The sequence below is a fragment of the Sulfitobacter sp. S223 genome, assembly GCF_025143825.1.
Taxonomy (GTDB): domain Bacteria; phylum Pseudomonadota; class Alphaproteobacteria; order Rhodobacterales; family Rhodobacteraceae; genus Sulfitobacter.
In genome coordinates, this window is sequence record NZ_CP083560.1 from 3674991 (window position 1) to 3693630 (window position 18640).

Sequence of the window (18640 nt, forward strand, 5' to 3'; positions counted from 1 at the left end):
ATGACCCAAGCCGAGATTCAAGCAGCCGAAGATATGGTCGAACAGATCGAAGCCTTGGGCGAAAAGCTGGGTGAGGCGCGGAAATCCATCACCGCGCGCTTTATCGGGCAAGAACGCGTGGTCGAGCTGACGCTAACAGCTTTGCTTTGTGGCGGGCATGGTTTGTTGGTCGGTTTACCCGGTTTGGGTAAAACGCGTCTTGTTGAGACACTGAGCACAGTCATGGGGCTGGACGGCAAGCGCGTGCAATTCACCCCAGACCTGATGCCCGCAGACATCCTTGGCTCTGAAGTTCTGGACACGGACGCCAATGGCAACCGAAACTTTCGCTTCATTGAAGGGCCTATATTCTGTCAGCTGTTGATGGCGGACGAAATCAACCGTGCTTCGCCGCGGACCCAATCCGCGCTGTTGCAGGCCATGCAGGAAAAAACAGTCACTGTTGCGGGGCAAAACAGGGCTCTTGGCACACCCTTCCATGTTTTGGCTACGCAAAACCCGATTGAGCAGGAAGGCACATACCCCCTTCCCGAGGCGCAGTTGGACCGCTTTCTGGTACAAATTGACATCGAATATCCAGATCGTGAGACAGAGCGTGACATCCTGATCGCAACCACAGGAGAGGCCGAGGCGCAATCAGTGGAGGTTTTCACCGCAGGTGAGCTTCTGGACGCCCAGCGTTTGCTACGCCGGATGCCTGTCGGCGAAAGTGTTGTCGAAATGATCCTCGATCTTGTACGCGCCTTCCGCCCAGAAGAACCTGGCGTAAGCGCGCGTGTGAAAGAAACCGTTGCATGGGGCCCCGGCCCGCGTGCCGCCCAAGCATTGATGCTGGCCGTGCGCGCGCGGGCTCTTTTGCAGGGCCGCCTGGCGCCATCCGCTGAGGATGTCATTGATATGGCACGCCCTGTCCTGACGCATCGCATGGCGCTGAACTTTGCAGCACGTGCGCGCGGCGACAGCCTATCCGCACTGATTGACGAAACAGCCGCAGCGCTGGCAACGCCAAAAGCCGCCGTCGCGTGAGCGATCCCCTGTCCTTACGTGCCGGAGCAGAGACCGAAGCTGCCGCCTTTCCAGACCTATTGGCAAGGGCAGAGCATTTGGCAGGTGCAGTCTTGTTGGGCGCGCATGGCCGACGCCGCGCAGGGGCTGGGGATGATTTCTGGCAGTACCGTCCAGCGCAGGTGGGTGACAGTCGCCGTGCGATTGATTACCGCCGCTCTGCCAGAGGCGACACTGAATTTGTACGCGAACGAGAATGGCAGATCGCACAATCCGTCATGCTTTGGGTCGATCAGGGTGCATCGATGCGGTTTTCGTCATCGGACAAATTTCCGCAAAAAATTGACCGTGCGCGCCTGTTGGGTCTGGCTGTTGCGATCCTTTTAAATCGTGGGGGCGAACGTGTGGGTCTTACCGGCACAGAGCTACCTCCCCGCGCGGGGCGCCCGCAGATCATGTCCTTGGCACAGATGTTTTGTCGCGATGACACGGCTGACTACGCACCACCAGAGCACCGCGCGATGATACCCCATGCCCGTGCTTTGTTTATCTCTGATTTCATGGGTGATCTGGACGGGGTGCGTACCGCCCTTACCAAAGCGGCAGACCGTGGGGTGCGCGGCGTGCTGTGCCATGTGCTTGACCCCGCCGAAGAGGCGTTTCCTTTCACGGGCCGCACGGTTTTCCAAAGCATGGGCGGCACGCTTAGCCATGAAACCTTGAAGGCAAGCGACCTCAAAGAACGGTATATGGAGCGGCTAGCAGAGCGTAAGGCAGAGCTGGAATCGTTATGTAATCTGACCGGTTGGCGCTATGGCCTGCATCACACCAACACCACCGCACAAGCGGGTCTGTTGTGGCTCTATGGTGCGTTAGACGCAAAGGCGGTGGCGGCATGATGGTTCTCGGTGGTATCGGCTTTACGGCGCCGTGGCTTTTGCTGGTCCTGGCTGCCCTTCCGATCCTGTGGCTTTTGCTGCGTGCTGTGCCGCCCGCGCCTGTCAAACGACGCTTTCCGGGTGTGGCCTTGTTGCTGGGTCTCAAGGACGATGAAACGGTTTCCGACCGCACACCGTGGTGGTTATTGCTGCTTCGTATGCTGGCAGTTGCCGCGATTATAATCGGCCTCGCCGGTCCCGTTCTAAACCCAGAGGCCGAGCAGGCCGAAGGGGACGGGCCCTTGTTGTTTGTTCTGGATGGCTCTTGGGCAGGTGCCACGCGCTGGCCCCAGCAACAAGAGGCGATCGAAGCACAGCTGACCAGAGCCAGCCGACTGGGCCGCACTGTCGGTTTTCTTACCCTCACCCGCCCCGAAGCGCCGGTGTTCCAGTCCGCAGATGTATGGCGCAGCAGGCTTGCGGGTCTAAGCCCGGCTTCTTGGCAGCCGAACACCGACATGTTGCAGACCGCGCGCGATGTGTTGGCCGACGTCGGCCCCTTCGACACTCTTTGGTTCAGCGACACGCTGGCCTACGATGGCCGCGACAACCTACTGGAAGAGCTGCAATCGCGCGGCACTGTTGAGGCCTATCAAACCGCGCTTAACGTGTTAGCGATTTTGCCCGCGACCTATGAAGACGGAGCCATTCAGTTGCGCATACTTCGTGCCACCGCAGGCGAAGCGCGCGAGGCTACGATTGTTGCGCAAGGTCGCGATCCGGCGGGCAACGGGCGCATCCTTGCCTCTGCTACAGCGACATTCGAACAAGGCGCGACAGAGGCGCAGACCGCCCTTGTTCTACCATCAGAGCTGCGGGCCCGGATCACCCGGTTTGATATTGCAGGCCAACGCTCTGCCGGCGCGAGCACCCTGAGCGATGACGGGCTACGCCGCCGCGAAGTTGCACTGATTTCAGCGCGCGAAAACCGCGAAGGGCTCGAACTTCTTTCCCCGCTTCACTACATTGAGCAGGCTCTGGCCCCTACTGCCGACCTAATTGATGGCAGCCTAGGCGACGTGCTGCCTGCCAACCCCGATGTGATTGTGCTTGCTGACGTGGCGACTTTGTCAGAGGCAGAGGCGCAACCCCTTACAGACTGGATTGAAGGCGGCGGCATGCTGGTCCGGTTTGCAGGTCCGCGCATTGCTGCATCCGACATATCCCGCGTTGACGAAGACCCTCTTATGCCTGTGCGTCTGCGTGCGGGTGGCCGCAATGTAGGCGGCGCGATGAGCTGGGGCGAACCCAAAGCGCTATCGCCGTTCTCCAACGGGTCCCCTTTCTTCGGGCTAACAGTACCTGATGACGTGACCGTCAGCGCCCAAGTTGTAGCACAGCCTGACCCGACCCTGGCAGAGCGTGTGATTGCATCGCTAAGTGACGGGACACCGCTCGTTACCCGTAAAGCGGTAGGTCAGGGCCAAATCGTCCTCTTCCATGTTACAGCCACAGCAGAATGGTCCACGCTGCCCCTCTCGGGGTTGTTCGTTGAAATGCTGGAACGGCTGGCGGTCTCATCCTCAGCGGCCAGCGCAACATCAACGGCGCTGGAAGATACCACATGGATACCCCGCCGCGTTCTAGACGGATTTGGCACATTGAGTGAGGCAGGGACCCTGCCTGGCGTAGAGGGACCCGATCTGATTGACGCACCTACAGGCCCGATGCTACCTCCCGGTCTCTACACCTCGGGTGACCGGACGATGGCGCGGAATGTACTAACGGCTGACGATACAATCACTGTCGCCTCTTGGCCCGCAGATGTGCCCGTTCGCGGTCTGTCGGTTACGCCGGAACAGCCGGTAGCAGGGTGGCTGCTGAGTTTTGCGATCTTGCTATTGCTTGCTGATGTGGTTGTCTCGCTGGCGCTGTCGGGTCGCTTGCTCAGTCGCAGCAATGCCACGGCTGCCGCACTTTTTGGCGCGTTGGTGCTGTTTGCCGCGCCCACCGACGCCCAAACTGCCGAAGAAGAATTTGCGCTGACCGCAACATCCGAGCTGACATTGGGCCATGTCATAACTGGCGACCCAAACGTGGACGAGATTTCTCTCGCCGGTTTAACGGGTCTCAGCGACACGCTCTTCTTCCGCACCTCGGTAGAGCCTTCTGTTCCGATGGGCGTAAACCTTGAGACGGATGAGTTGGCCTTTTTCCCGATGCTCTACTGGCCCATTACACCGGGTCAGCCGACCCCATCCGCAGAGGCCTATTCGAAACTGAACGACTACCTGAGATCAGGCGGAATGATCCTGTTTGATACCCGCGATGCAGACACTGCTAGTTTCGGGGCCTCAAGCCCCAATGGCCGCAAACTGCAGGAGCTGGCGGCCCCGCTGGATATCCCCGCGTTAGAGCCGATACCTGCGGATCATGTGATGACCCGTACCTTTTATCTGCTGCAAGATTTCCCTGGCAGACATAACAGCCGCGATATCTGGGTAGAAGCCGCAGACCCCAACATCGAACAGGTCGAGGGCATGCCGTTCCGTGATCTGAATGACGGCGTGACACCAGTTGTGATTGGCGGAAATGACTGGGCTGCTGCATGGGCGGTAACGTCAGGCGGCGCACCGATGCTACCAGTAGGTCGCGGTTTTAGTGGTGAACGGCAACGCGAAATCGCTTACCGCTTCGGCATCAATCTGGTGATGCATGTGCTCACTGGAAACTACAAATCGGATCAGGTGCATGTGCCTGCTCTGCTGGACAGGTTGGGCCAATGACATCCACCATCGTATTTGATCCTCTCGTCCCTTGGCCGCTTTTAATGATGGTCGCCGTGATCGCCACCATCGGTGTGATGCTGGCGTTGGTGCGAGGTCTGCGCGGCTGGGCGTTGCGCGGGCTGGCGGGGCTGGTCCTGCTCGCTGCGCTATCTGGTCCCTCTTTCCAGCAAGAAGACCGCGCACCACTCAGCGATATTGTATTGATGCTGGAGGATGAGAGCGCCAGCCAGCGCCTTGGCGACCGTTCCGAGCAAACAGGCTCCGCTGCCGATACGCTTGCCGCCCAAATCGAGGCGCGCCCCAACACCGAACTGCGACGGATCACCGTTGCTGACGGCCAAGGCGACGTCGGCACAGAGTTGATGAACTCCCTTTCAGAAGCATTGGCAGAAGAACCCCGCGCGCGTGTGGCAGGGATCGTTGCTCTGACAGACGGGCGGGTACATGATGCGGATCTTCCGGTTGATCTCCCCGCGCCGTTCCACGTTCTGCTGAGCGGCGAAGAAACCGACTGGGACCGCCGCCTGAGTGTCGTAGGTGCGCCTGCTTTTGCCATCATCGGAGAACCTGTGGTTTTGACCCTGCGCATTGATGATCTTGGCGCGGCTCCTGCCGGTGCGGAATTTGCCGATCTGGACATCTCGATTGACGGAGACGAGCCGCAAAGCTTTCGTGTCCCCATAGGTCAAGACCTTGAGCTGCCGGTGACTCTTCCCCATGGCGGGCGGAACGTGATCCGGTTTTCTCTGCCTGACGCGGAAGGGGAACTGACCGATCGGAACAATTCCGCACTGATCCAGATAAACGGCGTCCGTGACCGATTGCGTGTTCTATTGGTCAGCGGAGAACCTCATGCGGGCGGGCGGACGTGGCGCAATCTTCTAAAGTCCGACAGCTCTGTGGACCTGGTTCACTTCACGATCCTGCGGCCACCGGAAAAGCAGGACGGTGTCCCTGTGTCCGAACTGTCACTTATCGCGTTCCCGACGCGGGAGCTGTTCATGGAGAAGATCGAGGACTTCGATCTGATCATTTTTGACCGCTACAAACGACGCGGAATTTTGCCCGGGCTGTATCTTGAGAATATCGCCAACTATGTGCGTAATGGCGGCGCGGTTCTGGTGTCTGCCGGGCCTGACTTTGCCAGCGCCGACAGTCTTTTCCGCACGCCTTTGGGTACTGTCTTGCCGGCCAACCCGTCTGCGCGCGTGCTGGAAGAGCCGTATTTGCCCTTAGTTTCAGATTTGGGCAACCGTCATCCCGTCACAACAGGTTTGCCACAGAACGGCGACTGGGGGCGCTGGCTGCGCCAGATTGATGTCACAGCAACTTCTGGCAATGTCGTAATGACGGGCATTGATGATCGGCCGTTACTGATCCTTGATCGCGTAGAGAAAGGCCGCGTAGCATTGCTCGCCTCTGATCACGCGTGGCTGTGGAACCGTGGGTATGAGGGCGGCGGCCCCCAGTTGGAATTACTGCGCCGGTTGGCTCATTGGATGATGGGCGAACCGGAGCTTGAAGAAGAAGCACTAACCGCCAGCGCTGAAGGACAGACAATGCGGATCGAACGGCGCACGCTCACCGAAGACGTGCCACCGCTGACCATCACTGGCCCAGATGGAACCGTCACCGAAATGCCCTTTTCCCCCGCCGCGCCCGGCCGGTTCGAGGCAATGTTCACTGGCCCCGAGATCGGGCTTTACCGACTAGAGAATGGCGATCAGGTAAGCGTGATCGGCCTTGGTCCTGCCGCCCCACGCGAATTCGTCGAAACGATTGCGAATGCCGATGTTTTGGAGCCGACAGTTGGCGCTCTACGCGGTGGTATCATCCGTTTGGAAGAAGGCCTTCCGAGCATCCGTAATGTACGCGCCGGTCGCCCTGCTGCTGGACGTGGCTGGATTGGCTTTACCCCGCGCGCGGCCTATGAGACCCGCGATGTCCGCCAGACCCCTATCCTGCCCGCGTGGCTCGTTCTTTTGCTGGCAGCGAGCTTGATCACCGCCGCCTGGCTGCGTGAAGGGCGCAGCTAAGCGGGATGCCTGTCCGCATACTTGACCGCGATGACTTCGACGATGCACTAAGGCTTTACCGCGTTCTGACACGCGATCCCGTTCCAGTAAGCGACAACCGTGCCGCATTTGATGCCATCCTTCAACACAGCGGCACCTGCATCATAGGAATGGAACAGGACGGTCAGATCATCGCAATGGTTACCCTTCACCTTATACCCAACATGACTTCTGGCGGCAGGCCTTACGCGCTGATCGAAAACGTTGTCACCGATACTGCGCATCGTGGAAGAGGTATTGGCCGCGCCGTTATGCAAAATGCATTGGATCGCGCCCGAACTGAAGGTGCCTACAAGGTGATGCTGCTCACTGGTGACGCGCGGGGCGCTGTCGGATTTTACGAAAAGATGGGCTTCTCGGGGCATGAAAAGCACGGTCTCGTCGTCAGGTTCTAGAACAGCACATGCGCCCAGACTGGCAAAACCAACAGCGATAAGACAACCTGCCAAGTCATAATATCCACATACAGCTCCGCATCGCCGCCCATCTGCTTGGCCACAATATAGCCGTTAGAAGCTGCGGGGGCGGCAAATACCAACACACCGGCAAACACCTGAACTGCGGGCAGACCCATCAGTGAACCAATCCCTACAAAAAGTGCTGATGCCAACACCGGGCGTATCAATGCACCCAGACAAACGCGCCAATCCAACCGTGCCAAGCGGCGCAGACTGATCCCGGCACCTACTGCCATCAATCCCACGCCCAGCGCACCGCGGCCGATCATATCCAGCGCGTCAGCAACAGGCAGCGGCAATGAAAGACCGCTCAGATTCAGCGCAAGACCGATGACGCAAGCCTGAACCAAAGGGTTGCGCGAAAGCGTCCGGAGCACCTTGGACAGGCTGGCTTTGGAGGGTCCATAAGCCGCCAATACAACGATGCATGTAATATTGATCAATGGGATAAGCACGGCAATCGCCACAGCCATCACCGCTATCCCACCGTCCAAAAATTGCTCTGCTGCGGCAAGGGCGACAAATGCGTTCCACCGGATACTGCTTTGAAACATAGACGTAAACGCGGCATTGCCCAGCTGCTGCCGGGGTAGCAGCCGAAGTGCAAGCGCCAGCAGCGCCATGATCGCCAGCGTACCAACCAACGCTAGACCAAAGCCCCCGAACCGATCAAGCGAAAGGTCCGAGCGTGCAATCGCCAGGATTAGAGTGGCAGGGATCAGGCCGCGAAAAGAAAGCGTCTCAATCGCAGCCCATTGGCCGCGCGGAATAATGGCCGACTTAGCCAGCGCATAACCGGCAGCAATAATAAGCAACAGGGGAAGGACAGAAAGGACAAGTGACATGCCAGACCAGTGCCACCCGATGTTGCATTAGTCCAGCCGGATTTCCACGCTTGCACTGTGCCCTTTTGCATCGACAACAGAGATGCGGTTGAACCCCAACGCGTCTAACGGCAACACAGCATCCCGCCCATGCATTTGCGGGATCATTGGCACGCCGTTCACCAGAACCGTGATCGGTAAACTTCCTGACCGGAGTTTAAGCGGAATACCAAAACCACTACGCCTCAGCACTGCGCCATCCGGCGGAAAAGTAACAACCGGCACATCTGGATTCGCCGCAAAAACTGCATCACGGCTGCGGAATACGCGCAAAGGCTCTGGCAGATGCGCGGTTCCAAGGATCAATGTTTCGGAGGGGGGTAGCGGCAAGGCAGACCGATCAGGGCCGATCCGGTCAAACGCCTCAAAGAGGACAGGAGCAGCAAGCGCGCCGCCAAATGCACCCGGTACTGGTGTGCCATCCGGTCTTCCCAGCCAGACACCAATCACATGACGTCCGTCAAAGCCGACGGACCACGCATCACGGTGCCCATATGAAGTACCCGTCTTATAAGCGATCTGGCCATCCCTTGCCGCGGCTCCTCTTGGCGGAGCAATACCCGACAAGATATGGGATACCTGCCACGCCGAGACTGCCGACATGAAACGTCTGGATGCTGGGCCGCGCTGATGCATATCCACGCTTAGCGGCACGCTTTGTCCACCCTGGGCTATACCGGCATAGAGTTGGACCAGATCGTGCAAACTCATCCCTACGCCACCAAGCGCCACGGCCAGACCGGCCTGCCCACTTGGTAATTGGGGCTGCGTTCCGGCCCTCCGAAGACCCGCCATTAACCGCGCCGGCCCCAGCTCATGCGTCAGCAGAACCGGCGGAATGTTCAACGATAGGGTCAGTGCATCGCGCACCGTCAGCATCCCGCGATATTGCCCATCGAAATTTTGTGGCGCGTAACCGCCAAAGGTAATCGGCGCATCATTGATAAGTGTATCAGGGTGAACCAAGCCTTCGTCAAAGGCCAGCCCATAGATCAAAGGCTTAAGGGTTGAACCGGGCGAACGCACTGCCGTGACCATATCGACAAACCCCAGCGTTCCATTCTGCGCAGAGAACGCGGGCGACCCGACGTAAGCAAGCACTTCACCGGTATGATGGTCTGCAACCAGTATTGCCGCAGACATGCCCTTGGCCAGACCGGCCACAGCGCGCTGTGACAGCAGCTGCATCTGTTTTTGCAATTGCGCATCGATTGTCGTGTCGTGGCGCAAAGAAGCAGGGGCGCGACTGCGCAATCCCGCGGCCACATGCGGGGCATCCAGTGGCAGAGGGCGCAATTTCCGCGGCACATCGGATTGGTGGTTATATGGTTGCAGGCCCAAGCGGTTTAACACCCGCGCACGTGCGGCCCGGGCAGCCTCTGGATGGCGGTCAGGTCTGCGGGCCTCTGGCGATTGAGGAAGCGCGATGAGCAGAGCTGCCTCCGTTTGCGTCAAACGTGCGGGGTCTTTCCCGAACCACATCAGGCTCGCAGCACGCAGTCCTTCAACAGCACCGCCATAGGGCGCGTGGTGCAAATAGAGCGTAAGAATTTGCTGCTTGCTCAGCTGCCTCTCCAACGCGAGCGCAAGGCGCACCTGGCGCAGCTTGCCAGTCACGGTACCCGTTCCCGAATTCTCTAACAGACGTGCCACCTGCATGGTCAGTGTTGAACCGCCAGACACAACCCGCCCGTGGCGGACCGCCTGAAACACGGCCCTAGCGGCGGCACACAAGTCAATGCCGTTGTGGTGATAATATCGCTTATCCTCAAACGCGATCAACATTTCGATGAATTTTGGGTCTACCTGCTCAAGTTGCGCAGCAAGCCGCACACGGCCATCCTCTACCGAAAAGGCCCGCAAGAGCGTGCCATCGCGGGCACGCACCTCGGCACCGACTTCTGTCAGGACAGGCGGCAATTCGGTCGTGTCAATCCAGTGATCCAGCGTGTCACGACCGTAGGCCGCAAGGCCAAGCACCATAACAGTCAGCACCAGGAATGCCGCGATCTGCTTCATGGCGTGACAGTCAAACGTGACGTCGCAGTGATAGCACGGTATTCGGGGCGGTACATGTCCGTCACCAGCGCCGCAGGATGGTGATACGTACCTGGCATCACTGCCCGCACAATATAGGCAAGCTGAAACGCCTCTGTTCCGGAATGATCCACAGCCGCCAGAAACCGGTCCGAACGAAATTCGACATTCTGCGGCTCAGCTGGCTCCAACCAATCCAGCGCGCTGATCTGACCACTGGCAAGAAGGCTCGGATTGTCGATCTCAAACCCGCCAGGTAGTGGATCATCGATCATCAGCCGCGCGCCGATATCCTCAAAGGGGCGAACATCCAACACTGTAACCAACCGAGTACCAGCGGCGACCTGTCCCGACACTGGCTGCCCGTCCATCGTAAAGTACCGACGCGTCAGTGCATATCCGTACCCACCTGCCTCTGGCGCAACCTCAGGCACGCCGTAGCTGGTGAGTGTGAGATCAGCTGGTTCGGCGCCGGTATTGTGTACCTCTACAACGCGCGGATCGCGGTCGCTAAGCCTGTGGACCACCGCCCCTTCGACGGGCAAACCATTCACCTCAATGCCACTAGTACCTGTTGCGCTATCGAGCGCGTGGGCGGCAAGCACAACTTGGGCAGCTTCCTGTGTCGACAAGCTGCGGTTTTCTGGCTGCAAGTCGTGCGATATTTCGGTCAGGTCCAGCACGTTGCTTCCAGCTTCGATCGCCAGCTTCAGGACTGCCGCACGGTCACGTATACCGCTGCCAAAATCATCCCGCCATTTGCTGCGGTCCGCTGATTTCTTCAGCAGCGCGCCAGCAAGGCCGAACATACGGTCCGCCCGCTGCGTATCGCCATAAGCGGCCAGCGCCGCCCCCAACTGAGCAGCGCTCATTGATGTAGCAAAAGCACCAGCTTTGGTGTCTGCATAGTAGCGCAAATCTCCCATTTGTGCAGCACCCGCGCGGGCAAGAACCAGCAGCGCATAAGCAATATCCTCACCTCCCTCATCAAAGTCAGGGGCGAAATTGATCCGGTTGCGCAAGTTATCAAGGGCTGACGCGAGGACCCGCGGTGCGACGGCATGACCTTCGGCCTGTGCCCGCCAGAGGAAATCGCTCACGTAAGCGTCCAACCAAAAATCCCCTGTTGCTGCCTGCCACATCCCGAACGCACCGTTTGCCGCCTGTCGCGCGGAAACCCGCGCAATACTGTCAGCGACTTTATCATTGATGCTTTCAGGCGCGCCAAGACCCGCCTCTTGGGCCAAACCGCCAAGATAAAGCAGCGGAAGCGCACCCGATGTGACCTGCTCGGTGCAGCCATAGGGATAGCGGTCAAGCTGGCGCAGCAGACCGGGCACATCAAATCGCGCCGATGGGCCGACGGCCAAGGTGGCCTCGGCCGTACCCGCCCGCAATCCTGTTAGTGCGGCACCATCAAAGGTGAAGCTTTGCCCCGCGTCGAGAGTAAAGCGGCGGGTGGTAGCGACTTCGGGGTCGTTGTTGCGCACCGGCATACGGAGCACTCGGCGCAGGGTCGCGCCCTCAGGTGTTGTGAGTTCGACGGTAATGTCGTGATCTCCAATCTCTCGCGCAGTCAGATCCAGTAGCAGGCGCAAAGTAGCGTCCTGCAGAATATTAACTTCCGAAGGTACCGCACCCATTGCAACGCCCGCATCAGCAAACACATTGAGTGCCATGACACCACTTTCGCCGCGTGTATGGGTGAACTCCAAAAGCAGGCTGCTTTGATCTTGCGGCGCAAGCAGACGCGGCAGGCTTGCAGTCATGACCACCGAATCGCGTGCCAAAACGTCTTGCGTCGCGTTTCCAACCGCAGTTTCGGTCCACGCAACGGCCATCAAACGAATTGTCCCGTTGAACGCAGGCCGCGCAACTTCGATCACCGCGCGCCCATCTGCGCCCACGGTCACTGGACCGCTGAAGAAAGCCATCAACGCTTCTGTTGGTGGTGGTGATTGCAACTGGGCTGTGGCCACCGCATCACCGCCGGACCGGATTGCGCCCATGGCACCGCTTAATCCGTCAATCAGGCGCCCGTAGACATCACGCAAGCCGACTCCAAGACGGCGTTGGCCAAAGTAATGATCCGACGGATCGGGCACACTGAAATCCGTCAGATTAAGAATACCCACATCTACCGCTGCGAGCGTGACGTAGGCAGTATCGCCCGCTTTGATCCCCGTCACATTCACTGGTACAGAAAGAATACCGGCCTGCCCGTCTATGTCCTGCGGCGCCTCAAGTGCCACAGACAGCAGCTTTTCCCCCGGGACGATGCGCGCGTGGGCCAAGCCCAGACTGCGCGCGGGGTTAAGGCCAGCCTGAACATCCATTGGCCGAATGAAAGTAGCGGTGACATATGCGCTGCTGCCCCAGTCATTGGTCACAATCAGAGGTATCACAGTCTCCCCTTCGTCAACGTTCATAGTTTTCTGTTCAATCACCCGATTGGACAGGACAGAAATCATCGCCACGCCTGCCTCGGGTGCCACGATGCGCAAACGGGCAGTATCGCCTGTCGTGTAGGTATCTTGATCCAGTGACACGGCTAAAAAGTCAGGGGTGACCGTAGCATCATCGCCGCCATACCAACCGGAAGCAAAACTGACCGACGAAACAGTATATTGCGCGTCAGTCCGTTCGACGACAAGTTCGAATTGCCCCCAAGTTGTCGGCTGCGCCAGTACAGTTGGGACATCAGTCAATGTCATTTCTCCGCTCGCAATGCGGATTCTGCGGGTGATAGGTTCCCATTCCCAGCCGCCCCCATTTTGGTACCATTGATAGCGGGTCTCGATCTTGTTGAGAGTCCACCGCACGGGCATCTTTTCGGCGGTAGAAATCACATCAAACTGTGCTTCTGCGCCCTCGGACAAGACGCCATCAAACTTTGGCTTCACCCCGATCATCGCTGCTTGAAGTGTCAGCGGGCGGTTAAGCACCCTTTCCACCGGACGACCCGATCCTTCGGCAACACGCGCCGTTAACGCCAATTCGAGCGGCTGGCTCGGAATTTCATCAAGCTCGGGCATAGCGAGAACGAGTTGCGCCTCACCCAGAGAATTTGTGCGGACCGGATCAAAGTATACCGTGCGGGTGTCAAACCGTTCATCATGGCGCCCAAAAAGATAGCCTGCATGGGCCGCAAGAGTTCGCGTCGTACGCAACCGCAACTCTCCTTCAACCGCGAGATCAGCAGCAGGCGCGCCGAACAAATAGCGCGCATCAACCCGCGCCGACGGTTCGTCGCCAAGGGAAATGGCTGCGTCAGCAAGGGTAAGATCGAATTCAATCCGGTCTGGAAGGAAATCTTCTACCAGAATTGTGTCCGATGCCACCGGCGCCAACGCCGGATCGGCAAAGATATCCAGACGCCACGCACCGCGCGGCGCTTGCTCGGCTACAGGCAGGGCAAACACGTGACCGCCGGCCGCTGAATCTGCGCTTAAAGTTCGGCTGTATTCAGCACCATCCGGGCGGTTCAAGACAGCGACCAAAGGCAAACCGGTCAATGCGCGACCATCATTGTCGCGGGTGAGAACAGTGGCAAAAACAGTCTCACCTGCACGGTAGGCCCCGCGATCAGTGGTCAGAAATGTATCAATTGCGGGAGCTGGCGCACGCCCTTCAACACCACGATCGGATAGATCAAAGGCGGGGTCGGTAAGCGATAGGAACGCCGCATCGCCTTGCGCATCCAATGCCGTCAACAAAGCTGGTGCTGCCGACCCGCTGCCACGGGTCAAACCCGGGGGGAAATGCGCGCGACCATCCGCGTCAGTTACTGTCTCTCCCAGCACGGCGTTGGCACGCGAGACCAGCGACAGCGTGACCCCGGCGCGTGGCTCCGCATCACCAAGGCCTAGTACTGTCACGTACAATCCATCGGTGCCGGAAATCGTGCTGAGGCCAAGATCAGTCAGAATAAACCACTGGGTTGCAGCAGGGCTATCATAGGGGTCTGCTCCTTTGATCCCCGCTGTCAGCGCGTAAATACCGGCAGGTTGATCCGCCAGTGCCTCGGTCAGGGGAATACGCGTCGTCATGGCCGAATTAAGAGTGTTTTGAACGATGCCCATGCCGCTCCAGACATCCTGCGCAATGGTGTTGGAAAATTGATCCTCTTCGTACTTGCTTAGCGGCTTTCCGAAATAGCTGTCCTGCATGGCACGCAACAGGTTACGGTCACTGATACGGCGCAGTTTGAGCGTAATAGTATCAGTGTTAACAGTCTCTACCGGCAGCGCTGCATCTGGCCCACGAGGCAGCACATACGCCCGTCCTTTAAAGCGAACCGACGGATCGCGATCACGCACATAAAGGGTCACGGTTACGTCTTTGTCCAAGACCTCGCCGCTGGCGGCGGGCAGTCCGGCACGGAAAGTCACAGTGTAGCGCGCACCATGGGTGACACCATCAATGCACAGCGACCGCTCATCCGTTTCGACAACCAACGTCGGGTCCTGAACATTCACGAACGGCTGATAATCGATACCCCCATGCGCCAATTGTTCCGAAAATTCGGCACAGATGCGTGGTCGGGCGCTGTTGGTGTCCACGCGCGTGTCGGTGACGCGAAAACCATATTTGCCAATGGCTTTATCAAGGGCTGCAGCCAGCTCTTCGCGTGGCTCCAACGCCATTGCCAACCGCAGCGAAGTAATCATATCGCGCCCACGACCGTTTTTCTCAAGAGCGCGCGCCATTAGATCAAGCGCGGTCACCTGTGCTTCAGTTGTCGGTGCGCGCAGGTAAGCGTTCAGCGCAGCTGGCACGGCCTCCCGCTCAAGCTGACGCGCAAGGTCAGGTGGGGTATTGCCACGCGGTCGCAGGCCCAACCAAGCCAACCGAGCCCAAAGATCGCCGCGATCTGTTACCGCAATAGCAGTTCCGACAAGGCGCGCGGCGGCTGCGGTATCGCCACGCTCAATTGCGGCCTGCATGGCAACAAGCCCCTCATCCAACGCAAAGCCGCCGTCTGGATAGCGGTCTGCATTGGTTTGAACCAAGGCTTGCGCTGCCGCATAGTCGCTGTCTTGTAGTGCCCCAAGGGCGGCTTTGCGGCGAGACGCAAGTTCTTGCGCCGCAGCCGTTGTCGGATGTTTACGTGCCGACACAGCGCCATCGAAAAACTCGACCCGGCTCACGTCGGACTTAGGGAAACAGGCTTTGGATCGGGTGTTGTAGGTGAATGCAACGCAGCTTGATTGCGCATCACAGGCCCGCGCACAGGCCGCGCGGGATGTATCAAACAACGCCCCTAAATCTGCACCGTAAAAATCGGTATCTGGGATAATGACATAGCGGTGATCCGGAAGGACCGGTTGTGCGCTGACAGCCCCAAGGGCAGTGACAAGCCCGATCATAATCCCCGCCACTATCTGCAAAATACGCATGACAGAATCCCTTTTTCTAATTTTTCGAGCGTCGCATGGAGCCGAACCATCAGGCAAGAGTGTTGGCCTTAAGCGAATGTTTACGCAGATCAGCGCAGATATAGGCCTTCGGTATAAGACCAATGAGGGATGGATGAGTCTACAGCAAAAACTCACCGAGGAACGGCGCGGCCGTTTGGCGGCAGAACGGATGCTGGAGCTCAAGAAAGCGGAGCTTTTTGCAGCAAACCGAAAGCTCGGCCGCCATGCACGCCAGTTGAGCGACGAAATTGTAGATACACGCGCCTTGGTCGAAAGCATGGGCGCAGAGAATCGCAAGGTAAAATCCGACCTCAACGCCGCGCATGAGAAAATCGCAGTGGTCGAACGACGGCTGTGGCATTCAATTGAAACAATTAAAGACGGCTTTGCCTTCTTCGACGGGGACAATAGGCTGATCATGGCCAATCAGGCCTATTTGGCGGTGTTTGACGATTTAGAAGTCATCAAACCAGGTGTGAATTTCGTGACTATTCTACAAGCTCTTACCGATGAGGGGATTATCGATCTTCAAGGGGTAGAGCCGACTGAATGGCGCCAACGTATGCTAACACGTTTTCAGGCCCGCCACCCGGAACCGGAAGTGATCCAGCTGTGGAATGGCACCTATATCAAGATGATTGATCAACGCGGACCGGGGGGTGATGTTGTGTCCTTGGGCCTCGATATCACTGCCTCGGTAATGTATGAACGGGAACTGGATGCTGCACGCAGACAGGCCGAAGCGGCCAACCGCGCAAAGTCCGCCTTCCTTGCTAATATGAGCCATGAAATCCGCACGCCTATGAACGGAGTCGTGGGTATGGCGGAACTACTTGATGATACCATGCTCGACGAAGATCAGCGCCTGTTCGTCCAGACAATCAAAAACTCGGGCGAAGCGTTGCTGGTCATTATCAACGACGTGCTGGACTATTCAAAAATCGAAGCGGACAGGCTCGAACTACACAGCGCCTCCTTCGATCTGGAGCGCGCTTGTCAGGAAGTCATTATGCTGCTGCAGCCAATGGCGCGGGAAAAAGGGCTTGAGATCTTGCTTGATTATGACCTCTTTCTCCCAACGGACCTGATAGGGGACGCAGGCCGTCTCCGTCAGGTTTTGACGAATCTGATCGGCAATGCGATCAAGTTCACGACAAAGGGCCATGTGTTAATCCGCGTGACCGGCGTGCCCAGTGCGGAGAAAGGCACTGTCGCTGTTCATATGGCGGTGGAAGATACAGGCATTGGAATTCCCGACCATATGACCAACCACATCTTTGGTGAATTCAATCAGGTCGAGAACGAGCGAAACCGTCAGTTCGACGGCACGGGACTGGGCCTTGCTATTACCAAACGTCTGGTCGAGCTGATGAAGGGCGATATCTGGGTAACTTCTGAGGAAGGTGCCGGTTCGTGCTTTGGCTTCAGGATCGAAATGACCGCCACCGGTCCGATCGATGTATCTTATCCCTCAATGGCAGCGGACATTCGCCGCGTGATGATCATTGAAGACTTACCCGCCAACCGCAACATCCTTCGACGGCAGCTGGAACAGTTGCAGCTTCAAACTGTCGGAGTATCCTCAAGTGCCGAAGCGCTAAAGACGATGGACGCCACGATTGATCTGGTGGTGACGGATCACAAGCCTCCGCAGGTTGATGCGCTGGCGCTGGCGGAGAATCTAAAAGAGCAAGGGTTCGAAGTGCCGGTGCTTTTGCTCAGCTCAAATCTGACCGGCATGAAGGATGACCCGCGCGCCAGAGGATTTGCGGAAATGTTGCAAAAGCCCCTGCCAAGGCAAAAACTGTTCAGAGCACTGCAGAACGTCGCGCCTCCTCCAACCCTAAAAGCATTGGGCGCACAATCATCTTCACAGTTCGAAGAGAAAGCGATTTTGCGAAAAATGCGCGTGCTTGCTGCAGAAGATAACCGGACCAATCAACTTGTTCTCAGCAAGATGTTGAAGCCGCTAAACATTGATCTACAATTCGCAGCCAACGGCGAAGAAGCTGTCGCATTTTACGAAAGCTTCAAACCGGACTTGGTTTTCATGGACATCTCAATGCCACGCATGGATGGCAAACAAGCCACGCGCAAAATCCGCGAAATTGAGGCCCGGAATGGAGGTCATACCCCCATTGTCGCCATGACGGCTCACGCGCTTATGGATGATGATAAAACTATCCTTCAGGCCGGTCTGGATCACTACCTGACCAAACCGCTGCGCCGCGCAGTGTTAGAAGAGCATATCGTGCTGGCGCAGCCGAAAGATACGCTGCCTGTCCGGGATTCTACGGTTCAGGCGGCTGGATAGGGTCGCACGAAGACAGGCGCATCAGGCTTGGACAGCGCCGGAGCATAAGCATATCCACCAGCATCAAAATCAAGCAGCCCTTCGGTATCGGAAATCCGATTTTGCATCACAAATCGCGCCATCGCACCGCGTGCCTTTTTGGCGAAAAAGCTGACGATCTTCGGCCCCTTGCCGTCTCCTTTATCTTCCATAAACTGCGGCGTGATTACCCGCAATTTAAGCGCTTTCAGATCAACTGCGCCAAAATATTCCTGACTTGCGCAGTTCACCAACACTTCGCTTCCTGTCGCTGCGGCCTGTTCATTAAGAGCGCGAGAAAGTTCACTGCCCCAGTATTCGTACAAATTCTTACCGCGGCGTGTCTTCAGCTTGCTTCCCATCTCCAACCTGTACGGCTGGATCGCATCGAGTGGACGCAGCACACCGTAGAGGCCTGAGAGAATGCGCAAATGATCTTGCGCAAAGGCCAGTTCGTCCGCATCCAGAGTATCTGCTTCTAGCCCTTGATATGTGTCACCAGCAAAGGCGAATGCTGCCGGGCGCGTCAAATCTGCGGCCGGGGCTTCCTCGAACGCTTTGAACCGGTCACGATTAAGCTTGGCCAGGTTGTCGCTTAGGGACATCAGCGATTTAATGTCACCCAATGTCAGGTTGCGGGCGGTTTTGACCAGACGCACAGCGTCTTCCTGAAAATCAGGTGCGCTGGTTTCCACATCATGTTCTTCCCAATCCAGCCGCTTGGCCGGTGATATCACAACAAGCATAGGTATCCCTCTTTGT

Annotated in this window: 10 protein-coding genes; 6 read left to right on the forward strand and 4 right to left on the reverse strand. The window is 57.8% G+C overall.

Annotated elements, in window-relative coordinates; translation table 11 throughout:
- The 5 genes from K3757_RS17540 to K3757_RS17560 are packed head-to-tail and all read left to right on the forward strand — an operon-like array spanning position 1 to position 7142.
- Entirely contained in the window at positions 1-1026 is a 1026-nt protein-coding gene (locus tag K3757_RS17540; protein ID WP_259997678.1) for a MoxR family ATPase, read from the forward strand.
- Positions 1023-1904: a DUF58 domain-containing protein gene (locus tag K3757_RS17545; RefSeq protein ID WP_259997688.1), complete on the forward strand. Its 882-nt coding sequence runs from the start codon at positions 1023-1025 to the stop codon at positions 1902-1904. Before K3757_RS17540 ends, K3757_RS17545 begins: the two co-directional genes overlap by 4 nt.
- Positions 1901-4669 carry a DUF4159 domain-containing protein gene (locus K3757_RS17550; RefSeq protein WP_259997690.1) on the forward strand — a complete coding sequence of 923 codons (2769 nt, stop codon included), beginning with the start codon at positions 1901-1903 and terminating at the stop codon, positions 4667-4669. The genes K3757_RS17545 and K3757_RS17550 overlap by 4 nt, the downstream gene beginning before the upstream one ends.
- A complete protein-coding gene (locus K3757_RS17555; protein WP_259997692.1) occupies positions 4666-6708 on the forward strand; it encodes a glutamine amidotransferase in 2043 nt (680 codons plus the stop codon). Before K3757_RS17550 ends, K3757_RS17555 begins: the two co-directional genes overlap by 4 nt.
- A 5-nt stretch (positions 6709-6713) precedes the next feature.
- Complete coding sequence (locus tag K3757_RS17560) at positions 6714-7142, forward strand: GNAT family N-acetyltransferase (protein ID WP_259997694.1); 429 nt, start codon at positions 6714-6716, stop codon at positions 7140-7142.
- Here K3757_RS17560 and K3757_RS17565 read toward each other — a convergent pair.
- The 3 genes from K3757_RS17565 to K3757_RS17575 are packed head-to-tail and all read right to left on the reverse strand — an operon-like array spanning position 7139 to position 15525.
- Positions 7139-8050: an AEC family transporter gene (locus K3757_RS17565; RefSeq protein ID WP_259997695.1), complete on the reverse strand. Its 912-nt coding sequence runs from the start codon at positions 8048-8050 to the stop codon at positions 7139-7141. The two genes, K3757_RS17560 and K3757_RS17565, sit on opposite strands and share 4 nt — an antisense overlap.
- A gap of 27 nt (positions 8051-8077) precedes the next feature.
- Positions 8078-10108: a penicillin-binding protein 1C gene (pbpC, locus tag K3757_RS17570; RefSeq protein WP_259997697.1), complete on the reverse strand. Its 2031-nt coding sequence runs from the start codon at positions 10106-10108 to the stop codon at positions 8078-8080.
- Positions 10105-15525, reverse strand: a complete 5421-nt coding sequence (locus K3757_RS17575; RefSeq protein ID WP_259997698.1) for an alpha-2-macroglobulin family protein — start codon at positions 15523-15525, stop codon at positions 10105-10107. Before K3757_RS17575 ends, pbpC begins: the two co-directional genes overlap by 4 nt.
- A gap of 133 nt (positions 15526-15658) precedes the next feature.
- On the opposite strand from K3757_RS17575, the gene K3757_RS17580 reads away from it, so the two are divergent.
- A complete protein-coding gene (locus K3757_RS17580) occupies positions 15659-17860 on the forward strand; it encodes a response regulator (RefSeq protein WP_259997699.1) in 2202 nt (733 codons plus the stop codon).
- Here the strand turns inward: K3757_RS17580 and yaaA are convergent.
- Entirely contained in the window at positions 17845-18624 is a 780-nt protein-coding gene (gene yaaA / locus K3757_RS17585) for a peroxide stress protein YaaA (RefSeq protein WP_259997701.1), read from the reverse strand. The genes K3757_RS17580 and yaaA overlap by 16 nt on opposite strands.
- Positions 18625-18640 lie beyond the last annotated feature (16 nt).